Genomic DNA, 20150 nt, shown 5'->3' with positions numbered 1-20150 from the left:
GATCGATGGTTGCGGCAGCGACGGTGTTGCTGCTGGCGGCTTGCGGCGGCGGAAGCGGCGGCGGCGCGAGCGCCACGGCTCACGTCGGCCAAGCTGCGCCCGATTGGAGCGACCCGCTGGTCAGCGGCGGCACGATGACGATGGCGCAGCTGCGCGGCAAGCCCGTATTCATGGACTTCTTTGCGACCTGGTGCCCGCCGTGCAATGACGAGGCGCCGGAGATCAATGCCGCCTACGAGCAATTCCGCTCGCAAGGCCTGCAAGTCGTCGGCGTCGACGTGCAAGAGAACGCGGCCAAAGCCAAGCAGTTCGTCGCGCAGCACCAGCTCGCGTATCCCGCCGTCGTCGATTCGGGAACGTTGAGCGATCAGTATCAGGTCAACGGCATGCCGGTCGGCGTCTTCATCGACAAGAGCGGCGTCGTGCGCAAAGTCGAAGTCGGCCAGCTCTCGAAAGACCAGCTCGACGCCGACATCAAGTCGATTCTCTAGGGAAGCTCTGAAGAAGTCCATGCACCGATCGTTATGGCCCCGATGGCCGCAGATCCGAGGAGTCGGCGAGGGAGCATAGCTAGGGTGTTCTGTGACCGAGCCGACGACGATGGAGATGCGCCATCGCGGCTATAACCCTTCGGGCAAGGGCATTTTCCGGTGCGGGTCTTCGTTGCATCCTCGGTCACAGAGCGCGTTGCTATGCTCCCTCGGATGCGCCTCGATTCGCACCGAAAATGCTCCTTGCGATCGGTACAGCGACTTCTTCAGAGCTTCCCTAGGGATTTGCGCCCGCGGTTCCCACGACCTTGGCGTTGTCGACGAGGAACTCGAGCGTCTTGTTGCGGACGATCCCCTCCATCAGCGAGATCACGTTATTCCCCAGCGCTTTGCGAATCCGCTCGACGGGCTGACCGTATTGCCGTGAGAGGGCACCGAGTTCCTCGGCCACGTCGGCCGGTGTCGCATTGATCCCCTCGGCGCGGGCGATCTCCTCGATCACGAGCGTTCCCTTCACCCGCTGCTCGGCATCGGTGCGAAAGGTCTCCCGCAAGTCTTCGGCGCTCTTCCCCTGCTCCTTGAGATACTCATCGAAATTCGCGCCGCTCTGCGCCACTTGAGCGGCAAGATCGTTGATCATGTTATCGATCTCGCGTTCGACGAGCACTTCGGGAAGCGGAAAATCGTGCGCTCCGATCAGTTTTTCCATCAGCGCGTTGCCGACGGCGCGGCGTGCGCGCGATTGCGCGATCGCTTCCAGCCGTTTGCGCACGTCGCTGCGCAGTGCATCGAGCGTCTCGTTTTCGGAAATCGCCTTCGCGAATTCATCGTCGAGGGCGGGAAGCTCGAGCGCCTTGACGTCGTGAACGGTGACCGTAAAGACCGCGGTCTTCCCGGCAAGATCTGCGTTTGCGTAGTCTGGCGGAAAGGTCGCTTCCACGTCTTTGGTTTCGCCGGCACGCATTCCGGCGATGCCGGATGCGAAGCCCGGGATGAAGCGGTTCTCGTCGAGCTCGGTCATCGATCCCGTCGCGCTGCCGCCCTCGAATGCGACCCCGTCGATCTTGCCCTCGTAATCCACGGTGACGACGTCACCGAGCTGCGCCGGACGTTCGACCGGAACGAGGGTCGCGCGTTCTTTGGCCAGCGCGGAAATACTGCGTTCCACGTCATCGTCGCCGATTTTGGGCTCCTCGCGCTCGATCACGATCCCCTTGTACTCGTGCAGCTCGATCGCGGGGCGTACCGCGACGGTCGCCTTCAGGCGCGAGGGCTTGCCCTCCTCGGCAGGCAGCAACTCCATCTTCGGACGATCGACCGGGACCAATTCGTGCTCGCGCACCGCGCGCGCGTAGACCTCGGGTACGACGTCCTCGAGCGCTTCGCTCGCAATCGTTTCGGAACCGTACGTCTGCTCGAACACCTTACGCGGCACCTTACCCGCCCGGAACCCCGGCAGCTTGACGTTCTTGGCCAGGCGCCGGAACGCGCGCTCTTGTGCCGCGGCCATCTCTTCGGGAGTGATCGGGATTTCCAATTCCACCTGCGTCGGCGCAAGGCGATTCAAGGTCGAGCTGCTCACGGGAAAGAGTTCCTTTGTATCGCTGGTCCACGAATAGAAAGGGGCGCTTCGGCGCTGCCGCCGCCCACGCCCCTCATAAAGTTGGTTTGGTCAAGAAGCGAGATGGAGCGGAAGACGAGATTCGAACTCGCGACCCTCGCCTTGGCAAGGCGATGCTCTACCACTGAGCTACTTCCGCGTTCCGTTCGCGCTGTGATTCGTCTGGTTCGGGGACGCTCGTCGCAGCCCATCGTGCGCTGCTCCTGCTCTCTGCCTCGGCCCTTTCGCCCTCCTGGCTTCGGGCCTCGCGCAGACGCCCCTCACCAGACGAATCGCACCGCTCGCTAATTGCCTATTCCCAAGGAACGAGCGAAGCGAGTTCCTTGGGCAAGCAGAGACTCGAACTCTGACGGGTTGCCCCACTGGATCCTAAATCCAGCGCGTCTGCCAGTTCCGCCACTTGCCCCGGCTTGCCAGGCCGCCTTGCGGCGACCGCTTAGTATAGAACGCGGCCGGACCTTTTCCTCCCCCTTCCGCGCGAACGGTGATTCCCCACATGGCCCTAACATCGTGGGTGGGTTGCGCCCTGCCGTCACCCGGCCGCGGTTGTACGATTGGTCCGAAATGGCGGTCACGGGAACGATCACTCGGAACGGGTTCGCCGCGCTACCGAAGGCGAGGGGCGCGGCGCGCATGTTCACCGGACGCGTCGCGCTCGTCACCGGGGGAACGCGCGGCATCGGTCTTGCGATCACGCAGGCCCTGGCGAGCGAGGGTGCGCGTGTCGCCGCCGGTTACTGCATGCGTGCCGACGCGGCCGAGCGCTGCGCCGCGACGCATCACGCCGGCGGGCACTCGATATCGACGCATCGGGGACGCGTCGATCATGCCGGCGATTGCCGGCGCATCGTCGGCGAGGTGCTCGAAGAACACGGACGCATCGACTTTCTCGTGAACAACGCCGGCATCACGCTCGATCGGACCGTGCGCAAGATGTCGGACGAGGATTGGCAGAACGTCGTTCAGGTCAACCTCTCCGGTGCGTTCAACATGACCAAAGCCGTGCTCGAGCACATGATCGAGCGCGGATCCGGACGGATCGTGAACATCAGCTCCGTGATCGGCTCGACCGGCAACGTGGGGCAAGCCAACTACGCGGCGTCGAAAGCGGGACTCTTCGGATTCACCAAGTCGCTTGCACTCGAGTTGGCCGGCAAGGGTATTACGGTCAACGCCGTCGCTCCGGGGTTCATCGCAACCGAGATGATCGAAGCGATGCCTGAAGCTGCGCTCGCGAAGGTGGTCGAGAAGATTCCGGTCAAACGCCTGGGCCGGCCCGAGGAGATCGCACGGGTCGTCCGCTTCCTGTGCGAAGACGATTCCGCCTATATCACCGGCGCCGTTCTCCACGTGAACGGCGGCCTGGCCATGGCCTGATGGGCGAACCCGGTCCGGCGTCGCTGCGGTTCGGCCGCGATGTTTCACCTACGACTCGCGCGCGCATCGACTACGCGTTCCGAACGTTCTGCGCGATCTACGGATTGCGCCCCACGCTGCGCTTGTACTACGGCGGCCAAGGAGAGCGGCGCGAGGGCGAAGTCGTGTTGCCCGCGCTCTACGTTGCGCGCCCGCCGTCGGAACCGGCGCCCCCTCCGAAGACGGTGGCGCTCGCCGCGCACGCGATCTACGATCGCCTCGGCCTGCGGGCCACACCGGTCTTCCACGCTGATGCGCGCAGCGTCGACTGGCTCGGTGAAATCTTCGAATGGATCTCGCACGCCGACGAGTACAGCGTGACCGAACGCGACGATGTCGGGCGGGTTCCGTTCGCGGCGTCGCTGCACGGCCGCTACGGCCTCGATCCGACGATTCCGTACGCAAGCATCGCCATGCTCGAGCTGGCACGTTCGCTGGGACTCGAGCTGCCTTCGGGGCCGAGCCTGATCGCGGCGTCGCACGATCTGGACTACCTACCGACGAGCGCGCTTGGGAACGCGCGCCGCTTGCTCAAAAACGTCGCGATCGCGATGCTCGTCGATCGCGATCCCGCGCTTGCGGCGCAGATCGTCCTGGCCGGACTTCGCGGCATGCTGCGCGGGCGTTCGCCGCTGGATTGCATTCCTACGATGCTCGTCAGGGAAGCACGGCGCGAGATCGCTTCAACGTCATACGTCATCTGCCGCAATGGCTGCGCGCGCGATGCGAACTACACCCTTAGCGACCCGCGAATCCAGCGCACGCTGCAGCAGCTGCAGGGTTCGGGCGGCGAGCTCGGCGTCCACGTGAGTTATATGAGTCTTCCGGACGGCACCCTTGGCGATGAAGTACGCGCGCTTCGGGCGAGCGGCTTTCGCGTGGAGGGCGTTCGCGCGCACTGGATCCGTTACGCCGGCGGCAATCTCTTCGAGGCGATCGAACAGGTCGGCGACGTGAAGTACGACACCACCGTGTGCTTCGCCGAACGCGTCGGCTTCCGTTCGGGCGCGTCGTTCGTTTATCGGCCGTATCGATTCGCGAGTGAGCGCCCATACTCGTTTTACGAGTTGCCGCTGGCAATTATGGACGGTGCGCTGCGCACGCACGCGCGCGCGGCGCGAGTCCATCCGCGTATGCTGTGCAGCCGGGTGTTGGACATGATCGATGCGTTTCCCGGCGGCGCAGCAAGCGTGCTGTGGCACAACACGGTTTTCGAGGGCGCGCAGCTCCCGGGTCGAGTCGGTGCGCTCTACTGGGAATTGCCGCGGCCCGCGCAGCGCTGGACGACCGCGATCGCCGCCGTCAACGCGCGCCGACACTCGCTCGAGCAAGCCTTCGAAGGAGAACCCGCAGTATGTTCCTAGCCGTGCTCCTCTCCCTGCTCCCATCACCGCTGCACGTGGCGGTGCGCCGGCTGATGGGCGCGCGAATCGGGCGCGGCGCGCGCATTCGGTTCGGCACGGTGCTTGCCGTACGCGATCTGCGGATGGGCGAGGGATCGCGTATCGGACCCGCGGCCGTGGTTCATGCCCGCACGCTCGAGATCGGGGCGCACAGCAACGTCAATCCGCTGACGATCATGAAAGCGAACGCGATTCGGATCGGCTCCTACACGCGCGTCGCTTCGTTCGCGGTCATCTACGGCGAGCTGATCGAGTCGTCGCGTTTTGCGATCGGTAATCACTCGTCGATCGCAAATTTTTGCTGGATCGAACCCGGCGAAGGGATTACCGTCGGAGACCAGGTCGGCATCGGCGGGCACACGTTCATCTTCACGCATGGCTCGTGGTCCGATTACCTCTGCGGGAGCCCGTGGAACTACGGCCCGGTCGTCATCGAGGACCGCGTGTGGATTGCCTGGCGCGTGACCGTGCAGGCCAACGTGACGATCGGTCACGATTCGATCATCGCGGTTGGCGCGGTGATCACGAAGAACGTCCCGCCCAACGTCTTCGCAGCGGGAATGCCGGCCAAGACGGTGAGCGAGCCGGCGATGCCGGCGGTGGGCGAGACCGAACGCCTGCACCGCGCGGAGCGCATGCTGGCTGCCTACGGCGAGCGCGGGATGCCCGGCGCCCGCGCACAGATCAAGGTCGACGACGGGCGCGAGTTGGGCCGCGGGAACCTGCTGATGGTCGTCAACCGGCCACTCGAACTCGAAGAGCGCGACGCATTGCTCGAACGCGGTGTGAACATTCTCGATCACCCGAGCGGCCGTCTGATCGTGGTCGAGGACCGGCCCTATCTCGCCGATTTCCGCAGCTTCCTGCGACGCTACGGTATTCGCGTCGCACGCGAGGACTTTCAACCCAACGCGCGCCGCAAGCCGCTGCGTTCGCAACTGACCTCGCAGAGGGCTGGATGAGCGAGCCGCAGATCCTGCATATTTCGACGGTCCACGGTCCACTGGACGGGCGAATCTATTACAAGGAAGTTCGCAGCCTGCACGATGCGGGCTTTCACGTCGGAATTGCGGGAACCCAGGCGACGATTGGGGAGCACGACGGCGTGCGAATCCTCCCGCTCGGCAATCGCGGCGGACCGCGCTGGAAACGTCTGGGCCGCGATCTGCGGGCGATGCTGGTCATGCTCGCGCATCCGAACAGCATTCTTCACATCCACGATCCCGAATTGCTGCTCGCAGCCTTGGTGCCCGCCTACCTCGGGCGCACGCTGGTCTACGACGTCCACGAATTCTATCTCGAACGCATCGCCGACTCGGAATGGATCCCCCGGCCTCTGCGCCGCGCGCTCTCGCGGGTCTATGATGTTCTGGAACGCCTCGCCTTACGGCGGTTCGCGGGCGTGGTCATCGTCGCCGAAGCCATGCGAGAGCGCTACCGCGAACTCGTCGGCGACGATCGCGTGGCGCTCGTGCGCAACTTTCCTTATATCTCACCGGCCGAGATGGCCGCCATTCGAGCGAGCGCGCATCCGCTCGGCGGAACGCCGTATATTCTCCACACCGGCGGCGCCTCGCGGCTGCGCGCATTTCATACGATGGTCGCGGCGGCCGAATACCTGCGGGCCCGCGGTTGCTCCTGGCCGATCGTCAACCTTGGCCCGATCGACCTATCGCCCTACGGCGAAGGGACCGCGGATCTCCTCGATCGCGCACAGCGCGCCGACGTGCGAAACGTGGGTCTGGTAACGCAGGAAACGGCCTGGTCGTATGTCGCGCACGCAGCGATCGGGTACATGCCGCTGATCGACGTCGAGAACAACGCGCGCGGCATGCCGAACAAGCTCTTCGAAAATCTCATGTTCGGCCTGCCGCTCGTCGGCATGGATCTCGGCAACATCGCCGCGATCATCAAAGCGTCGGGAGCAGGCATCGTGGTACCCCCGGAGGACGCGAACGCACACGGCGAAGCACTCTTGCGTCTTGCGAGGGACGAGGGGTTGCGCGCGTCGTTCGCGGCAAACTGCGCCGCTGCGGGTGCGCGCTACAGCTTCCATGGCGAGCTCACACGCCTTACGGCACTCTACGAACACATCACGGACAGCGCTAGGCCAACGTTCCCAACGGCGCGCACCCCGGGGCCCCTACGGCGTTCTTCGTCATCGGCCTAGGATAGCGCCATGCACCGCGTGTTCGTCACTGACGGGTCCTATCGAAATGCCCTCGCGGCCGTTCGTGCGCTGGGCAGCGCGGGCTTTCGCGTGACAGTCGGCGAGCGGGGCTCGATACCGCCCTCGACGGTGGGGGGGTTCTGGTCGCGGCACTGCGCGCAAACATTCCGCTATCCGGATCCCAACATATCGGTCGAGTCGACCGTCGCTGCGCTGCGCGCGCACTTCAACGAACTACGCTACGATGCGGTTATTCCGGTTGGACTCGACATGGTCGAGCTGTTCGTGCGCAATCGCCTGCAATTCAACGCGCCGCTCCTGTTGCCGTCCGCCGAAAGCTTCGCAATCGCGGCAGACAAGCGGCGTACCTTCGAACACGCTGCGCATGCGCGAATTCCGATCCCAAAGACCCTCGCGGCGCAGGATTGGCGAGAGATCGAACCACCCCTCGTATTCAAACATCCGCGCGCCGGCGCCCACGTGGCCCGCAACGCGCGCGAAGCCTCGTCCTATGCGCTCGGCCTGGGCGAGTCGATCCGAGATTATCTCGCGCAGGAATTCGTACCGGGCGAAAACGGCTTTGGTTATTTTGCATTGTTCGACGAGGGGCGGGAAGTCGGCTACTTCATGCACGAGCGCTTAGTGCAATATCCGAAGGAAGGCGGTCCCAGCGTAATCGCTCGATCGATTCGCGATCCCCACCTGCGCGAACTGGGGCGCTCGCTGCTCGAGTCGATGCGTTGGCATGGTGTCGCGATGGTGGAGTTCAAGCGCAGCGATCGCGACGGCGAATACTACCTGATCGAGGTCAACCCGAAACTGTGGGGATCGCTCGATTTGGCGATCCAAGCCGGGTGCAATTTTCCGGTGTGGATTGCGCAGCGCCTGATGGGCGCGCAGGCGCCCCTCGACAGCGGCTACCGGGAAGGCCTCACGTATCAATGGGTGATTCCCGTCGGGCTGAAAAGCTTCGTCCGCTATCCCGAATTCCGCGTGCGGTTCGTACGAAACGTCTTCTCGCGTGACGTGCGCACCGATCTAAGTTTGTTCGATCCGTTGCCGACGGCCGCGGGATTGTTGGCGATGGCCGGAAGCCTCACGAAATAATGTCCAGCAACGGCACGCGCGGGCACGCTATCGATTTCCACGTGCACACCGCCGCGTCGTTCGATTCGCTCACGCCGCCCAAGCTCGCCATTGAGATCGCTCGCCGCCGCGGCCTCTCCGGTATTGCCGTGACCGATCATGACACGGTCCGCGGCGCGCTGATCACGATGGAAGCGAATCGATACCGCGACTTCCTCGTGATTCCCGGTATTGAGGTCAAGAGCGACCTGGGCGATATCATTGGTCTCTACGTGACGCGAGAAATTCGCAGCCGCGCCTTCGCCGACGTCATCGCCGAGATTCACGAACAAGGCGGAATCGCCTATTTACCGCACCCGATCCGCACGTTCGGCACAGCGCGCTTCCCCGCGATCTTCGCCGATAACCCTGGGATCGATTTCTGCGAGCTGTATAACGGCCGCTATGACGAAGGCGAATTTGTGCAGGCCGAGGCGTCATTTGCCCGGCTCGGGATCGAACGCGCGCTCTGTGGCAGCGACGCCCACTTCCCTTGGGAAATCGGACTGTTCCGCGCGGTCTTTCCGGAACTTCCACGCAACCCCGCCTCACTGCTCGCGCAAAGCCGCGAGGCCATGTTGTACGCCAGCGTGCGCGGCGAGCTTCCGCGCCGCACGGGACTGCGCATGGGAGCCGTCATCAAGGCCGCCAAGCGCCGGCAATACCGCAAACTCGCTCCGCTGTTGCTTTCTCTTCCGTGGAAGACGCTGCGCCGGATTATGATGCTCCGTGCGTGAGGAGCGGGAGCGGCGGGAGTTCACCTTCGCTCCTCCAGTCATAGTTTTGCGCCGCGCCGAGCAAGTCGAGGATGCGTGGATACAACTTCGCGTACGGCGGTTCGATCACGCTCGCGTTGTGCCAGAGCAAGGTGAACACGCCGCCGACCGCCGCCGTGCGCTCCACGATCGCAGAGATACGCGCCAGCGCTCGCTCGGGCTCGAGGCGCATGTAGTCGATCGGCGTACAGTCCATCACGATCAGCGGGACCTCCAAGAGCGCGAGTTCCCGGTCCTCTTCGATCGACCAGGGATGGTACGGGATCGACGTGCCGGCACGGAACCCCATCGCCTCTGCATATCCCAGCGTACTGTCGTATGCCAGACCGGCGCGTTCCCATGCGAGCCAAGTCGAGCAATCCCAACGCAGATAATGCTGACGCCCGCCGATCGGCACACCGCCGACGAGACCACGCAGATGCGAGACCTCGGCATCGAGCATCGTCTGCGAATGAAAGGTGTCGTAACCGGGGTGCAGTCCGATTTCGCAACCGCCTTCGACGAGATGCTCGATCACGCGACGGATCGGCGGCTGGAGGAGGTCGTAGCCGGTATCCCACTGCGTCGTCCGCAAGGCCGCCTTGAAATAAAAGGCCGAATCCAAGCGACGCTGCGCCGAGATCGCTGCGGTTTGCAAGACCGCTTCGAGGTACGCCGGGCGAGCCGCTCCGGTAAACGAGATCAGTTCGCGGACGAACGCCGGCAGGTTACGATAACGCAACAGCAGGGCTCCGGTCGAACGCAGCCGGCGGGGATAACCGATGCGGTCGATGTCGTGGCTGAGCTTGACCCGCAAGCACCGCGGCGCCGGCTTCCAACCGGGCATGAGCGCGGTCAATGCCTGCCCAAATGCAAGGCCGTATTCGTCGACGATCGGACGCTCGAGGCATTCACAGCGCGCGGCTATCGAGGCGGCGGCGCGAAATCGGCCGTGTTCATCGAGCGTGCCGGCACCGCGCTCCTCAACCCGCGCAAGCGTCCACAACGTCGCCGTGAGAATGTCGCCTCGGCACTCGATCTCGTCGGGAGCGCAGGCCACAAAGAGCGGCCCTCCGGCGGTTCGCTCTTCGAACGGCACCACGATGTCCGGTTCGTAGCGCGAGGGCTCGTGCGCGCACAAAGCGCCAATGCGCTCGGGCTTGGAGCGATCGACCGGAAAGACGATGCGCCGCTGCGAGTTCGGGTCGGGGAAGAGCACCGTGCGATCGGCTTCGACCGCAACGCGCCAGCGTCGCACCTCCCGCGCGCCGGCACCGGCCCGACGGCCGAGCTCCCGCAGCGCGTAAAGCAGCGCGTTGACACTGGTAACTCGCACCTGCGTGAGCATCGCTTACGACTGTTCCCAGATAGCCAGGAGATTATCGCGTGCGTATCCTGGTGATGGTCAACAACTTTCCCTGGCCACAAAGCATCGACGGCACCTTCAACCTGTTGCATCTCCGCGCACTGCGTGAGCTTGGACATGAGATTTGCGTCCTGCGTTGGGCGCCGTGGGCGCCGCCGTTGCGCAAGCAATGGAAGCGCTATCGTAGCATCCCGGACGCGTACGAGTATGACGGCTTTCGGGTCAGGACGTTGCGCGTGCTGATCGGACCGGCGAACCTGGCGATCGGGAGCATCCGCCGGCAGCGGCAAGGGGCGATCGCGCGAGAGATCGCCGCGTTTACTCCTGACGTCGTGCAGGTTCACGGGTTGATTCCGGCCGGTGTCATGGCGCTCGACTCGCCGGTACCGTACGTCTTGACCGGGCACGGCACCGAGACATACAAGACACCGTTCCTGCGCGATTCGCTGCGAGCACTCTCTCACGAGATCGTCACTCGCGCGGCCTTCTGTGTCGGCGTCTCGGACTTCGTCGCGGGGAAGCTTCGCATGCTCGGCGCGCGCGATCCGCGGGTGATCTTCAATGGGGCGGACGAAGATATCTTCTTCCCGCGTGATCGCGTGGCGGCGCGTCTCGAGCTCGGGCTCCATCCGAATCGGCCCACGGTGATGTACGCCGGTCACATGCTCGCGCAAAAAGGCATGGCCGAGTTGCAAGCGGCTGCGCTCGCGCTGCGTGAGATGCAGCCGCAATTCATCTTCGCCGGCGGGAACGCGATGCAGCCGGAAATCGAGCGTACGTTGCGGGCGGCAAAGATCGATGCGCTCTTTCCGGGCGTGGTGGGACACGAGAAACTTGCCACATTGTACGCGGCGGCGGATGTCGTTACGCTTCCAAGCTATGCCGAGGGGTTACCGCTATTGGTTTGCGAGGCGATGTGTTCGGGACGCGCGGTGGTCGCGACCAACGTGGGCGGCATTCCGGAAATCGTTCGGGACGGTGAGACCGGGTACCTCATTCCGCCTCGCGACGCGGACGCGCTCACCGATCGCCTGCGCCGCGTACTGGCCGGGCAACCGATTCGCGAACGATTCGAACGCGCGGCATACACCTTTGCCCGCGAACACCTGACCTGGCGCGTCAACGCGCGCGCATATGATGAAATCTACCGCGACATCGTCGCCGGCCGCTACGGCAACGACGGCTCTTCCAGCGCGCTCCCCGCGCTCTCAACCAGCGCCTGAGGCAGCAACGAATCCGTAACCGCGGGTCGCGATTTCTCTTTACGGCTAGCGTGGTGATGTCAATTCTGAGCATGCGCTTACCGTCCGGCGGCGGCGGCTACGACAACCCTCGAGTCAAGACCCCTAATGGGCCTTATGTCAGGGACTTTCGGCCCTTTTTGCGATTACGGTCGACGCGCTACCTATGATGCAGGAGGTGTGGGCGATGCGTGCGCGATTTGCTTTTCTCATTGTCGGCTTAGCAGCCGGCGTTCTTGTTGCATGTAATGGTGGCGATTCCGGATCGATTCCAAAAACGACATCGGTTGTGAACGGTCCCGGCCAACGCGTGCGCGTGATGATGGATGTTCCAAGTGGTTCGTTTACCATCGGAGGCCAAGTCTACGGAATTAATACGAGCTCGGAGGTCATCAACTTCGAGTCCGGCAACCCCTGCGGATACATCAACGCATATTACTCAAACTCAACAACGTTTGACCCATCGCCGCTACCCACTAGCGGTCAATACATTCAGGTCACCGGAACGGGAACGGTGTCTGGAGGCTGTCCGCAATCCGTTGCGAGCACGGCTTACGTTAGCACGTATTCGTCGCCTGTACCGCAAGTGACCGCTTCGGGTTACGTCATTGCCCAGGGGTCGAGCGGTTATACCTTCACGCTCCTCACCGGTTCGACGCAAAGCACGGTCGTCCTGAACTCCGAAGACGATGGGACGACGGTTCCGCCGCTGGAAGCCGCGGTATCCCTGGCGGGGTATGGCAGCCTCGGTCGCGATATTCACGCGACCAGCATCAACGTCGCTGCGACTCCGACACCGTTGCCGGCGGACGCAAACCACGTCACGACCTGGATCGAAGCTCTGGCGGCATCTACTTCGGCGCCGGGTTATTACGCCGGAAGTGCGAGCTCAGCAGCGCCATACGTCAGTTGGGTTCAGACCTCGGGCGCCGGAACCGGAAGCTATCAGCAGAGTTTTCTGAATGCGGAACCCCCTATGGATGTCGCTCTGTATGTCGACATCAATCGCGTTTCCGGTGACCTTTACACGGACTGGCTCGAAAATTATCCTAGCGCCTTTTCATATGACTCTTGCACTGAGCAGAATTCGTCGACTCAGGTAGAGTTCGACTACGACGGAACCACGGAGTATCAGATCGATCCAGGTTCTTCTACGTTGCAGAGCGAGTACGTGGGGTGGGTCCAACACAATAAGGGCTCGGAGATGACGTCGAATTGGAGTGCCGTCATGGAGGACGACGCGGGACCGCTTGATGATTACGGGCTCAGCAATTATCAGCCGGGCCTGCCTTGTTACAACGGATCCTCATATTCGGAGTCGACCTGGATTCCTCGCGAGGTTGCGATGGAAGAATACTTAAACAGCAATGACTCCGTTCCCACGATTTTTAACGGCCTGTCGCAGGGGGTGACGGACACCTCACCCATATCGCCGGCATTTGGGCTCTTCGGCGGAAATACGGCAGACGTGGGTGGCCGATTCGACGACTGCTACCACGACGAAGACGGCATGGTAACCGACAATGCGTCGGATAATTGGTTGTTCCCGGCAGATGCCGAGCTCTATGCGGCAACGATTAGAAATGGGAACGGGATTCATCCGATGTTCGTATGCGTGGCGTCGACGGACTTGGAAAGTGGCATGGACGCATGGACGGCGATCCAGGACCGATTATATGTGACCGCCTCTTTCTTGCTCACCTACGATACGACGAACTCGCCGTCGACGAGCGCACTCTGGGAAGAGTTCTTGACCAGCTCGGGGCTCGAAGTCATGCCGGAATCGCAGTTGGTGGTGCAAGACGCAGTCTCGCCGTCGCCCGAGCCGACAGGGGTCGGCGGGTTCCAACCGGCTAGTGGTGATGCTTACGAGCGGCAGTTCGCGCGCTGCTATTATGCAGGGAATTACGTCGGACCGTGCGCCGTCGCCGTGAACCCCACTGCGTCGACAGTGACGAACACATTGGCTGGTGACTACACGCACACGCTTTCGCTCAGCGGCGGCGGTGTGACGGATACCGGATCGTACGCTCCTGTGGTCAGCACCGCGGGAACGCCCGCGCCGGCGTCCCTGCCCTCCGACACGGGTGTCGTAATGTTCCCCTGAGCAAGGGCACATGAGTCTGGGGAGCCGGCTAATAGCCGGCTCTCCCGTTTACGGCCAGGATGGTTCTTCCAGGGCCGTCCCAACGCTATCAACCAGCGCTTGAGGTAGCGACGAATCCGCGACCGCGTGAATGTTTTCGAAACGAATCGCGGTCTTAGTGTAGATTTCGCCGCCGGTCGCCATTGGCGCTTGCGCGTCCTCTTCGCTGACGTAATGCGCGCCGCCGATTTCGGCGAAATGGATCATCCAGGCGACGTTCGTCCCCGGCCCGCTCACGAAGTTCAACGCATCCTGCAATTGCCAGGGTGCGAAGGTGTGCTCGTCGATCCATGCCTGCCGGATACGAAAGCGTCCCGGATCGCGCGTCGGCGTGAGCCCGAGATGATAGCACGGATGTCCGTCGATCGTGTCGGTGCCGAGAAGAGCGATCGTGTAGTCGCGGTTGCGCGCGACTACCGTCGCAATCTCTTGCAGGCTGCTGCCGGGCGATGGCGAGGCGCTTGCGCGCTCGCGCGGATTCGGATCGTGAAACTCTTGGCGGATCTGGGCCACGAGCGCGGCCGAGTTGAAGGGCGTCGGCGTGGGCGCCGGCACGAACGGCGCCATGCCGAACGAATAGGTCGGCGCCAGACGGGGAACACCGAGAAAATCGATCGGCGGCAGCGGCTTGTTCAAGCGCAAGCCGAGAATACTGAGGTCCACCCCCTTCGGAATCGTCGGATGAGCGAGCTGGTAGTCGCTGATCGGATCGACCGCGATGACGTCGCGCACCGCGTCGTAATCCGCCAGGTAACGCTCGACTTTTTCTCTGCCGCCTTGAGTGACGTCGATCGCGACGTCGTACTCGAGCCGCTGTGGATAGACTTGCTGCAGCCAATACGCCCGCGCGTCGGCGAAGATCGCGTACGGATCGGGTGCCGCGGCGCGAGCCGGCGCGAACGAGAGCGCTGCGGCGACGGCGCAGAGCACGAGCGCGGCACTCCTCATCTGACGAGGAGGTTGCACCCACTCTCGACGATGACGGTGGTGGCCCGCTGCGGCACCAGCATGGAGGAGGACCCGTGGCATGCACTCGACTTCACGACGACCTTGGCCTCACCCTCGTCGAGCTTGAACGGTTGCGCGGTGTTCGCGAGCAATGTGCCGTACCTCGAAAGCGTGGTGGAGCTTGGCGGCTGGAGCCAGCCGACGTCGATCAGCGCCGGCGTCTCGTTCTGCACGCGCACCGTGCGTGTTGCGGCCGCACTTGCGACGCCGATCAGCAAGGGCGCGATGAGCGCCGCGCATATCATTCGGTAGATCATCAGAACACCTGCATCTTACAAGACTTTGCGTTGCGATCGTACCAGATCTCGAACGGCGCGATCAACGCCGCGCACACCAAGCGAAGCATCATGGTTGACCTCCTGACGAACCAAACGCGCCGAATCCCTCGTTCGTTCCCACGCGGGAAGAACGTGCAAGACCCGGGCATCGCTGCCCGGGTCTTGAAGCTCGTGCACCGCCAGGGACTCGAACCCCGAACCAATTGATTAAGAGTCAACTGCTCTACCATTGAGCTAGCGGTGCGTGTTTTGCGCCCTCCGGGACTCGAACCCGGGACCAACGGATTAAAAGTCCGCTGCTCTACCGACTGAGCTAAAGGCGCGTGTTTGGTCTCGCGCTTCGCGCTCGATCGCACATCCTGTGCTCCAAACTGTTCTCGCATCCTGCGGGAACCCGCTCGGCCGCTCGGTTCGGGCTCGACGTATTGTAGCCTTCGCAGTGGAGGTTGGCAAGCCCTTACGCCGAGGCGGGGCGCGCGATGCGGCCGAGAACCCTGGGATACCGCTCCGCGAGTTCCGCCGGTGCGAGCGGGTGCGCGAAAAGAAAGCCTTGCGCGAGGCGACATCCCGCGTTGCGCAACATCTCACACTGCTCGCTGGTTTCCACACCCTCGGCCACGACGCGGACGTTATACGCTTCCGCCAGCGTAATCAGCGTGCGGACGATCGGCTCACTTGCGAGCTGCCCATCGGTGCCCGAGACGAACGAACGGTCGATCTTGATCGAGTCGACTTGGAATTGCTGCAGGTAACGCAGCGAGGAGTAGCCCGTCCCGAAGTCATCGATGCAAATATTGAACCCGCGATTGCGTACGCGCTCGATCGTCGTGTTCGCACGTGTCCCCGCGTCCAAGACCACGCTCTCGGTGATCTCGAGCGTGAAATCCGCCGGGCGCAGACCATGATGCTCGACCGTCTGCACTAGCGTGCGTTCGAAATCCGGGTCGCTCAGCTCGGTCGCCGAGACGTTCACGTTCATGTTGAAGTCGAGCGTCCCGCCCCGGTTACGGCGCCATACCGCGAGCTGTTCGCAGGCCGTCGCCACGGCGAACCGCCCGAGCGCCTGCGCCAGGCCCGTCTGCTCGGCCAGCGGGATGAATTCGCTCGGACCGATGATGCCCTCGGTCGGATGATCCCAGCGAATGAGCGCCTCGGAACCGATCGGCGCCCCGTCGGAAAGCGAAACGATCGGCTGATAGACCATCCGGAACTCGTGCCGTTCGATCGCCAGACGCAGGTCGCTGATCAGCAGCAGCCGCTTCTGCGCGCGGTCGTGCATCGTCGAATCGAAGAGTGCGTAGCGCGCGCCGCCGCCGGCTTTGGCATGCTGCATCGCCGTCTCCGCGTCGCGCACCACGTCTTCCGCCCGCTCGTAGTTCGAAGATCCGATCGCGATCCCGACGCTGGCTCCCAAAAACACCGAGCGCGAGCCGACCGTGATCGTCTTCGAGAGCGTGTTGAGGATGCGTCGCGCGATCGATTCGACGTGCAAAATGTCGCCGAGCGACTGCAGCAGCACGGCAAACTCGTCGCCGCCAAGGCGCGCGACCACATCACGCGCATCGACCGACGAGCGCAATCGGCCTGCGATCTGCGTGAGCACGAGGTCACCGGCGCCATGCCCCAGCGACTCGTTGATCTCGCGGAAGTGCTCGAGATCGACGAACAACACCGCAAAGAACGAGTCCAAGAGCGCACCGGCTTCCTCGAACCGCCGGCGCAGATGCTCGTCGAAGAGCGCGCGGTTCGGCAGACCGGTCAAATCGTCGTGCGTCCGGCTGTGCTGGATACGCCGCTCGCTGTGTTTGAGCGCCGTCTTGTCGCGGAACATCACGATCGCAAAGCGCGCGCTCTTTTCGAGGTCGGTCACGATCGAAACCGTCGCATCGGCCCAGATTTCTCGGCCGTCAGGCGCGCGCACGTGCTGCTCGAATTCGAAGGTTTCCGAACCGTCCGACCAGAGCGAGTCGAATTCCTCACGGTGCCCTTCGATCGCCGTCTCGATCGTCTCGCCGAACATCGACCGATAGACGTCGTTCGAATCGAGCACGCTTCCCATTCGGTCGACGACCGCGATTCCGATCGCAGCGCCGTCGAAGACCGCGCGGAACTGCGCCTCGGTAAGACGGAGTGCTTCCTCGGCCTCGGTGCGGGCGAGCTCGGCCTGCAAGCGGTCCGCTTCGCGCAGCGCTTCGCGCAAGAGCTGCCGTCCGCGGCGAGCGACCACCTGGACGATTGCGATCATAATGCCCACGATACCGAGCGCGCCGATCACGAAAGCGAGGTACACGTAGCGATTGCGCTCCCGCTGGATCGCGCCGCGCGCAACCAGGTTCGCATCGAGCGCGCGCCCCGCGAGCGCATTGAGCCGCCGGGCCAGGCCGATCGTAGCGTACGCACTGCGATGCAAGAGGCCGGCGGAGACGGCGGGGCGGGGCGTGAGCATCACCCGGTTCACAACGAGGTTGGCGAAGGAACTGCCGGCCGCGTTGAGTTGCGAAGCGAGTGCCGGCAGACGCTCCCACTGTGCGCGGCCCTGCGGCGCGAGTTGAACCATCGCCTGCGCGATATGCGGCACTTGATCGCGCGAGAAATCATAGGTCTCACGCAAATTCATGAGGTTGCCCGCCGCGTCGAGACGCTGCGAGAGGCTCAAACCACCCTGCTGCGCGGCGAGATCGACGACGGCGCGGAGCCGCCGCGTCCCGGAGATCGCGAACGGCGTGCTCTGCATGAAGATGTCCGCGAGATTCTGCGCGGTGACGCTCGGATCGTAACTGAGGCCCGAGTTGTCCTGCAGCTCGTCGAGCAGACCGCCCATCGAGTTCATCAGCCAACCCATCTTCGGGAGTGCTTGCGGACCGGCCGGGAGCGCGCGTGCGCGCGCCCATTCACGGTCGATCGGCTTCCAGGCGTTGCGCAGGCCCAGTATCGCCGCGCGTCCGCGCGTGAAGTCTCCGCGCAACGCCGTGATCCGGGCCTGCGCGAGCGCGCGCGCCCGTGCGATCTGCGGGGTACGCAGCATCAAGGCGTAGCGGTACGCGTCGAGTGCGTCGATGGTGGCGAGAACGGGGCCGACTTCGGCAACGCCGACGCGTTCGCGTGTCAGGCTGGCACGGTCGAGCCCGGCTTCGCGGCCGAGGCTGAGAATCTGCACGAGCACGAAGCTGAGCACGAGCGCTGCAAGCACCGTAATAAGGATGCCAAGCGCGTCACTGAAGCGAGGCCGCCGGCTAGCTTCGCGCGTCATTGAATGAAAGGAATTCTCGAATGGCAAGAGCCCGCCTGCGAATAACTTCGGACGGGCTCTTCGATCACGTGGGGTGACTGAGGGGGGTCGAACCCCCGACCTCCGGATCCACAGACCGGCGCTCTAACCAACTGAGCTACAGTCACCGCATTTGCCGGGGCCGATGCTTCGCGCCCGGAGGGACTCGAACCCCCATCTTCGAGTTTAGAAGACTCGTGCCTTATCCTGTTAGACCACGGGCGCCAAAAAAGGCCGAGGGCGGGTACCCTGGCTAGGATACCACGCTCTCGCAAGTGGTCGGGGCGACGCGATTCGAACACGCGGCCTCTTCGTCCCAAACGAAGCGCTCTACCAAGCTGAGCTACGCCCCGCCGACCATCCATTTATACCAGCCCAGGTCAAGCAGTCTCCTCTCCCGGTCGTGAAGCGTCAGAAATCGAGTGCGTGAAATCCGACGTAGCGCGAGAAATCGATCAGCGGGAGATCGGTCGCGAAGATGCGCACTTCGTCCAAAACCAACCCGATGCGCACCGCGGCGCGCATCACGCGCACGTTGCTTCCGGGGACGAGCGCGGTGCACCACGACGCACCATACGTGCGCCGCAGCGACACGAGCGCGAAGCCGAAGAACTGGGTGAGATACGCGGCCGACGCCGCGACCATCGGACCGATCCGGCCGTCCGGCCACACGTACGCGTAGCCCACCAGCTCGTCGTTGAGCAGAAACAACGTCCCCATTGCGGCCTGCGCGAACCGGACGTGATCCTCCGGCCGCGCGGTTCCACGCGTTTCGCGATCGAGCGTGCCGATCACATGCGAATGCGCGCTCGCATCGATCGGCATCGTCACGAAGCGGTAGTCGCCCGCCGCCATCGGCAACAACTCCTCTTCCTTTGGAATCTCGCCGGCGACGCGAAGCAGCGGCACGTGCAATCCCATCCCGCGGCGCAGAAAGAACGCAAGCGACGCCGTATCGTTCGCCTCGATCACGCCGGCAAGCGAGACGTCACCCGATTCATCCGTCGCGGAGCGCAACAGTTTCCATCCCAGGCCCGCGCCGCGAAACGACGGCTCGACGTACAGCTCGCTTACGAACCACTCGTTCGCGAGTTCGTGCGCGAATGCGATCGCGATCGGTGTACCCTCGTCACGCGCAACGAATGCTCCGCGCGGCGCGTTCTCGGCCAGACTCACATAGAGACGGCGGCTGCTTTCGTCAGGCCAGCGCCGCGCAGCGAGCGCGCGGACGTCGGCCTCTTTGGCAGCGGCGATCTGCGGTTCGCTCAAGTCGCGACCGCCTGGATCAATGCGCGCGCGGCCCGTCCGCGGTGGCTGAGCTCATTTTTTTCCGCTTCGGGAATCTGACCGAACGTCTTGCCGATCGGCGGATAGTAGAAGAGCGGGTCGTATCCGAAGCCGTTCGTGCCGCGCAGCTCGGGAGCGATTTCACCGCGGACGTCGCCGCGCACGACGACCTCGCGGCCGTCCGGTAGAATGAGCGCCATCACGCAGACGAACCGCGCGCCGCGCGCCGCGCCCCCACGCACGGCAACCTCGCGCATCATCGTCGCGAGGCGATCCGGCCAGCTCGTCCGTGCCCCGGCGTAGATCGCCGAGTCGACGCCCGGTCCCCCGCCGAGCGCGTCGAGTTCGATCCCCGAATCGTCGGCCAGCACCGCCGCATCGGCGATTCCCGCCGCGCGCAATTGCGAACGCAGCGCGCGTGCTTTGAGCAGCGCGTTGTCGACGTAGCTTTCGTGGCCTTCTTCGGGATCGCGATAATCGGGGAACGTTTCGAGCACGAGCGGTGAGCCGGCCAGCATCGTACGAATCTCCGCGAGCTTTCCTTCGTTCTTACTCGCAAGGTAGGTGATCACAAA

The 20150-nt window shown here is 63.7% G+C and carries 16 protein-coding genes and 7 tRNA genes; 9 read left to right on the top strand and 14 right to left on the bottom strand.

Going from position 1 to position 20150, the window contains the following annotated elements:
* Positions 1-5 precede the first annotated feature (5 nt).
* The gene (locus tag VMF11_14150) at positions 6-491 is read left to right on the top strand and encodes a TlpA disulfide reductase family protein (protein HTU71441.1); all 486 of its coding nucleotides are present in this window, start codon (positions 6-8) and stop codon (positions 489-491) included.
* Positions 492-768: 277 nt separating this feature from the next.
* On the opposite strand, the gene tig is transcribed toward VMF11_14150, so the two are convergent.
* The 3 genes from tig to VMF11_14135 form a co-directional block, all read right to left on the bottom strand.
* Positions 769-2073: a trigger factor gene (gene tig, locus VMF11_14145; GenBank protein ID HTU71440.1), complete on the bottom strand. Its 1305-nt coding sequence runs from the start codon at positions 2071-2073 to the stop codon at positions 769-771.
* 103 nt (positions 2074-2176) lie between these two features.
* Positions 2177-2251 (bottom strand) — tRNA-Gly (locus VMF11_14140).
* 185 nt (positions 2252-2436) lie between these two features.
* A tRNA-Leu gene (locus VMF11_14135) sits at positions 2437-2518 on the bottom strand.
* Positions 2519-2676: 158 nt separating this feature from the next.
* Here VMF11_14135 and fabG point away from each other — a divergent pair.
* From fabG to VMF11_14105, 6 genes are read left to right on the top strand one after another with little or no spacing between them, the layout of a single operon-like run.
* Positions 2677-3489 carry a 3-oxoacyl-[acyl-carrier-protein] reductase gene (gene fabG / locus VMF11_14130; GenBank protein ID HTU71439.1) on the top strand — a complete coding sequence of 271 codons (813 nt, stop codon included), beginning with the start codon at positions 2677-2679 and terminating at the stop codon, positions 3487-3489.
* A complete protein-coding gene (locus tag VMF11_14125) occupies positions 3489-4892 on the top strand; it encodes a hypothetical protein (protein ID HTU71438.1) in 1404 nt (467 codons plus the stop codon). The genes fabG and VMF11_14125 overlap by 1 nt, the downstream gene beginning before the upstream one ends.
* A complete protein-coding gene (locus VMF11_14120; GenBank protein ID HTU71437.1) occupies positions 4883-5893 on the top strand; it encodes an acyltransferase in 1011 nt (336 codons plus the stop codon). The genes VMF11_14125 and VMF11_14120 overlap by 10 nt, the downstream gene beginning before the upstream one ends.
* Positions 5890-7101, top strand: coding sequence for a glycosyltransferase (locus VMF11_14115; protein ID HTU71436.1), 1212 nt, complete (start codon positions 5890-5892; stop codon positions 7099-7101). Before VMF11_14120 ends, VMF11_14115 begins: the two co-directional genes overlap by 4 nt.
* 9 nt (positions 7102-7110) lie before the next feature.
* Positions 7111-8208: an ATP-grasp domain-containing protein gene (locus VMF11_14110; GenBank protein ID HTU71435.1), complete on the top strand. Its 1098-nt coding sequence runs from the start codon at positions 7111-7113 to the stop codon at positions 8206-8208.
* The gene (locus VMF11_14105) at positions 8208-8963 is read left to right on the top strand and encodes a PHP domain-containing protein (GenBank protein HTU71434.1); all 756 of its coding nucleotides are present in this window, start codon (positions 8208-8210) and stop codon (positions 8961-8963) included. The genes VMF11_14110 and VMF11_14105 overlap by 1 nt, the downstream gene beginning before the upstream one ends.
* Here VMF11_14105 and VMF11_14100 read toward each other — a convergent pair.
* On the bottom strand, positions 8944-10329 hold the full coding sequence (locus tag VMF11_14100; protein HTU71433.1) for a polysaccharide deacetylase family protein: 1386 nt from the start codon (positions 10327-10329) through the stop codon (positions 8944-8946). The two genes, VMF11_14105 and VMF11_14100, sit on opposite strands and share 20 nt — an antisense overlap.
* Positions 10330-10367: 38 nt before the next feature.
* Between VMF11_14100 and VMF11_14095 the strand changes: the two genes are divergently transcribed.
* Entirely contained in the window at positions 10368-11570 is a 1203-nt protein-coding gene (locus VMF11_14095; protein ID HTU71432.1) for a glycosyltransferase family 4 protein, read from the top strand.
* Between the two features lie 307 nt (positions 11571-11877).
* Positions 11878-13695 (top strand): hypothetical protein, encoded by a 1818-nt coding sequence (locus tag VMF11_14090; protein HTU71431.1) that lies wholly within the window; start codon positions 11878-11880, stop codon positions 13693-13695.
* A 48-nt stretch (positions 13696-13743) separates the two neighbouring features.
* On the opposite strand, the gene VMF11_14085 is transcribed toward VMF11_14090, so the two are convergent.
* The 10 genes from VMF11_14085 to VMF11_14040 form a co-directional block, all read right to left on the bottom strand.
* Complete coding sequence (locus VMF11_14085; GenBank protein HTU71430.1) at positions 13744-14664, bottom strand: hypothetical protein; 921 nt, start codon at positions 14662-14664, stop codon at positions 13744-13746.
* Positions 14665-14678: 14 nt separating this feature from the next.
* Positions 14679-14999, bottom strand: coding sequence for a hypothetical protein (locus VMF11_14080; GenBank protein HTU71429.1), 321 nt, complete (start codon positions 14997-14999; stop codon positions 14679-14681).
* A gap of 193 nt (positions 15000-15192) precedes the next feature.
* Positions 15193-15264, bottom strand: a tRNA-Lys gene (locus VMF11_14075).
* A gap of 6 nt (positions 15265-15270) precedes the next feature.
* Positions 15271-15343, bottom strand: a tRNA-Lys gene (locus VMF11_14070).
* A gap of 134 nt (positions 15344-15477) precedes the next feature.
* Positions 15478-18270: an EAL domain-containing protein gene (locus VMF11_14065; GenBank protein ID HTU71428.1), complete on the bottom strand. Its 2793-nt coding sequence runs from the start codon at positions 18268-18270 to the stop codon at positions 15478-15480.
* Between the two features lie 69 nt (positions 18271-18339).
* A tRNA-His gene (locus tag VMF11_14060) sits at positions 18340-18416 on the bottom strand.
* 23 nt (positions 18417-18439) lie between these two features.
* Positions 18440-18513 (bottom strand) — tRNA-Arg (locus VMF11_14055).
* Between the two features lie 51 nt (positions 18514-18564).
* A tRNA-Pro gene (locus VMF11_14050) sits at positions 18565-18641 on the bottom strand.
* Positions 18642-18699: 58 nt separating this feature from the next.
* Positions 18700-19557 (bottom strand): GNAT family N-acetyltransferase, encoded by an 858-nt coding sequence (locus tag VMF11_14045; protein ID HTU71427.1) that lies wholly within the window; start codon positions 19555-19557, stop codon positions 18700-18702.
* On the bottom strand, positions 19554-20147 hold the full coding sequence (locus tag VMF11_14040) for a non-canonical purine NTP pyrophosphatase (GenBank protein ID HTU71426.1): 594 nt from the start codon (positions 20145-20147) through the stop codon (positions 19554-19556). The genes VMF11_14045 and VMF11_14040 overlap by 4 nt, the downstream gene beginning before the upstream one ends.
* Between the last annotated feature and the right edge of the window lie 3 nt (positions 20148-20150).

It is taken from the genome of Candidatus Baltobacteraceae bacterium, from assembly GCA_035502855.1.
Lineage (GTDB): Bacteria > Vulcanimicrobiota > Vulcanimicrobiia > Vulcanimicrobiales > Vulcanimicrobiaceae > Aquilonibacter.
The sequence above is the reverse complement of the archived record's forward strand: the minus strand, read 5'-3'. Positions and strand labels throughout refer to the sequence as shown.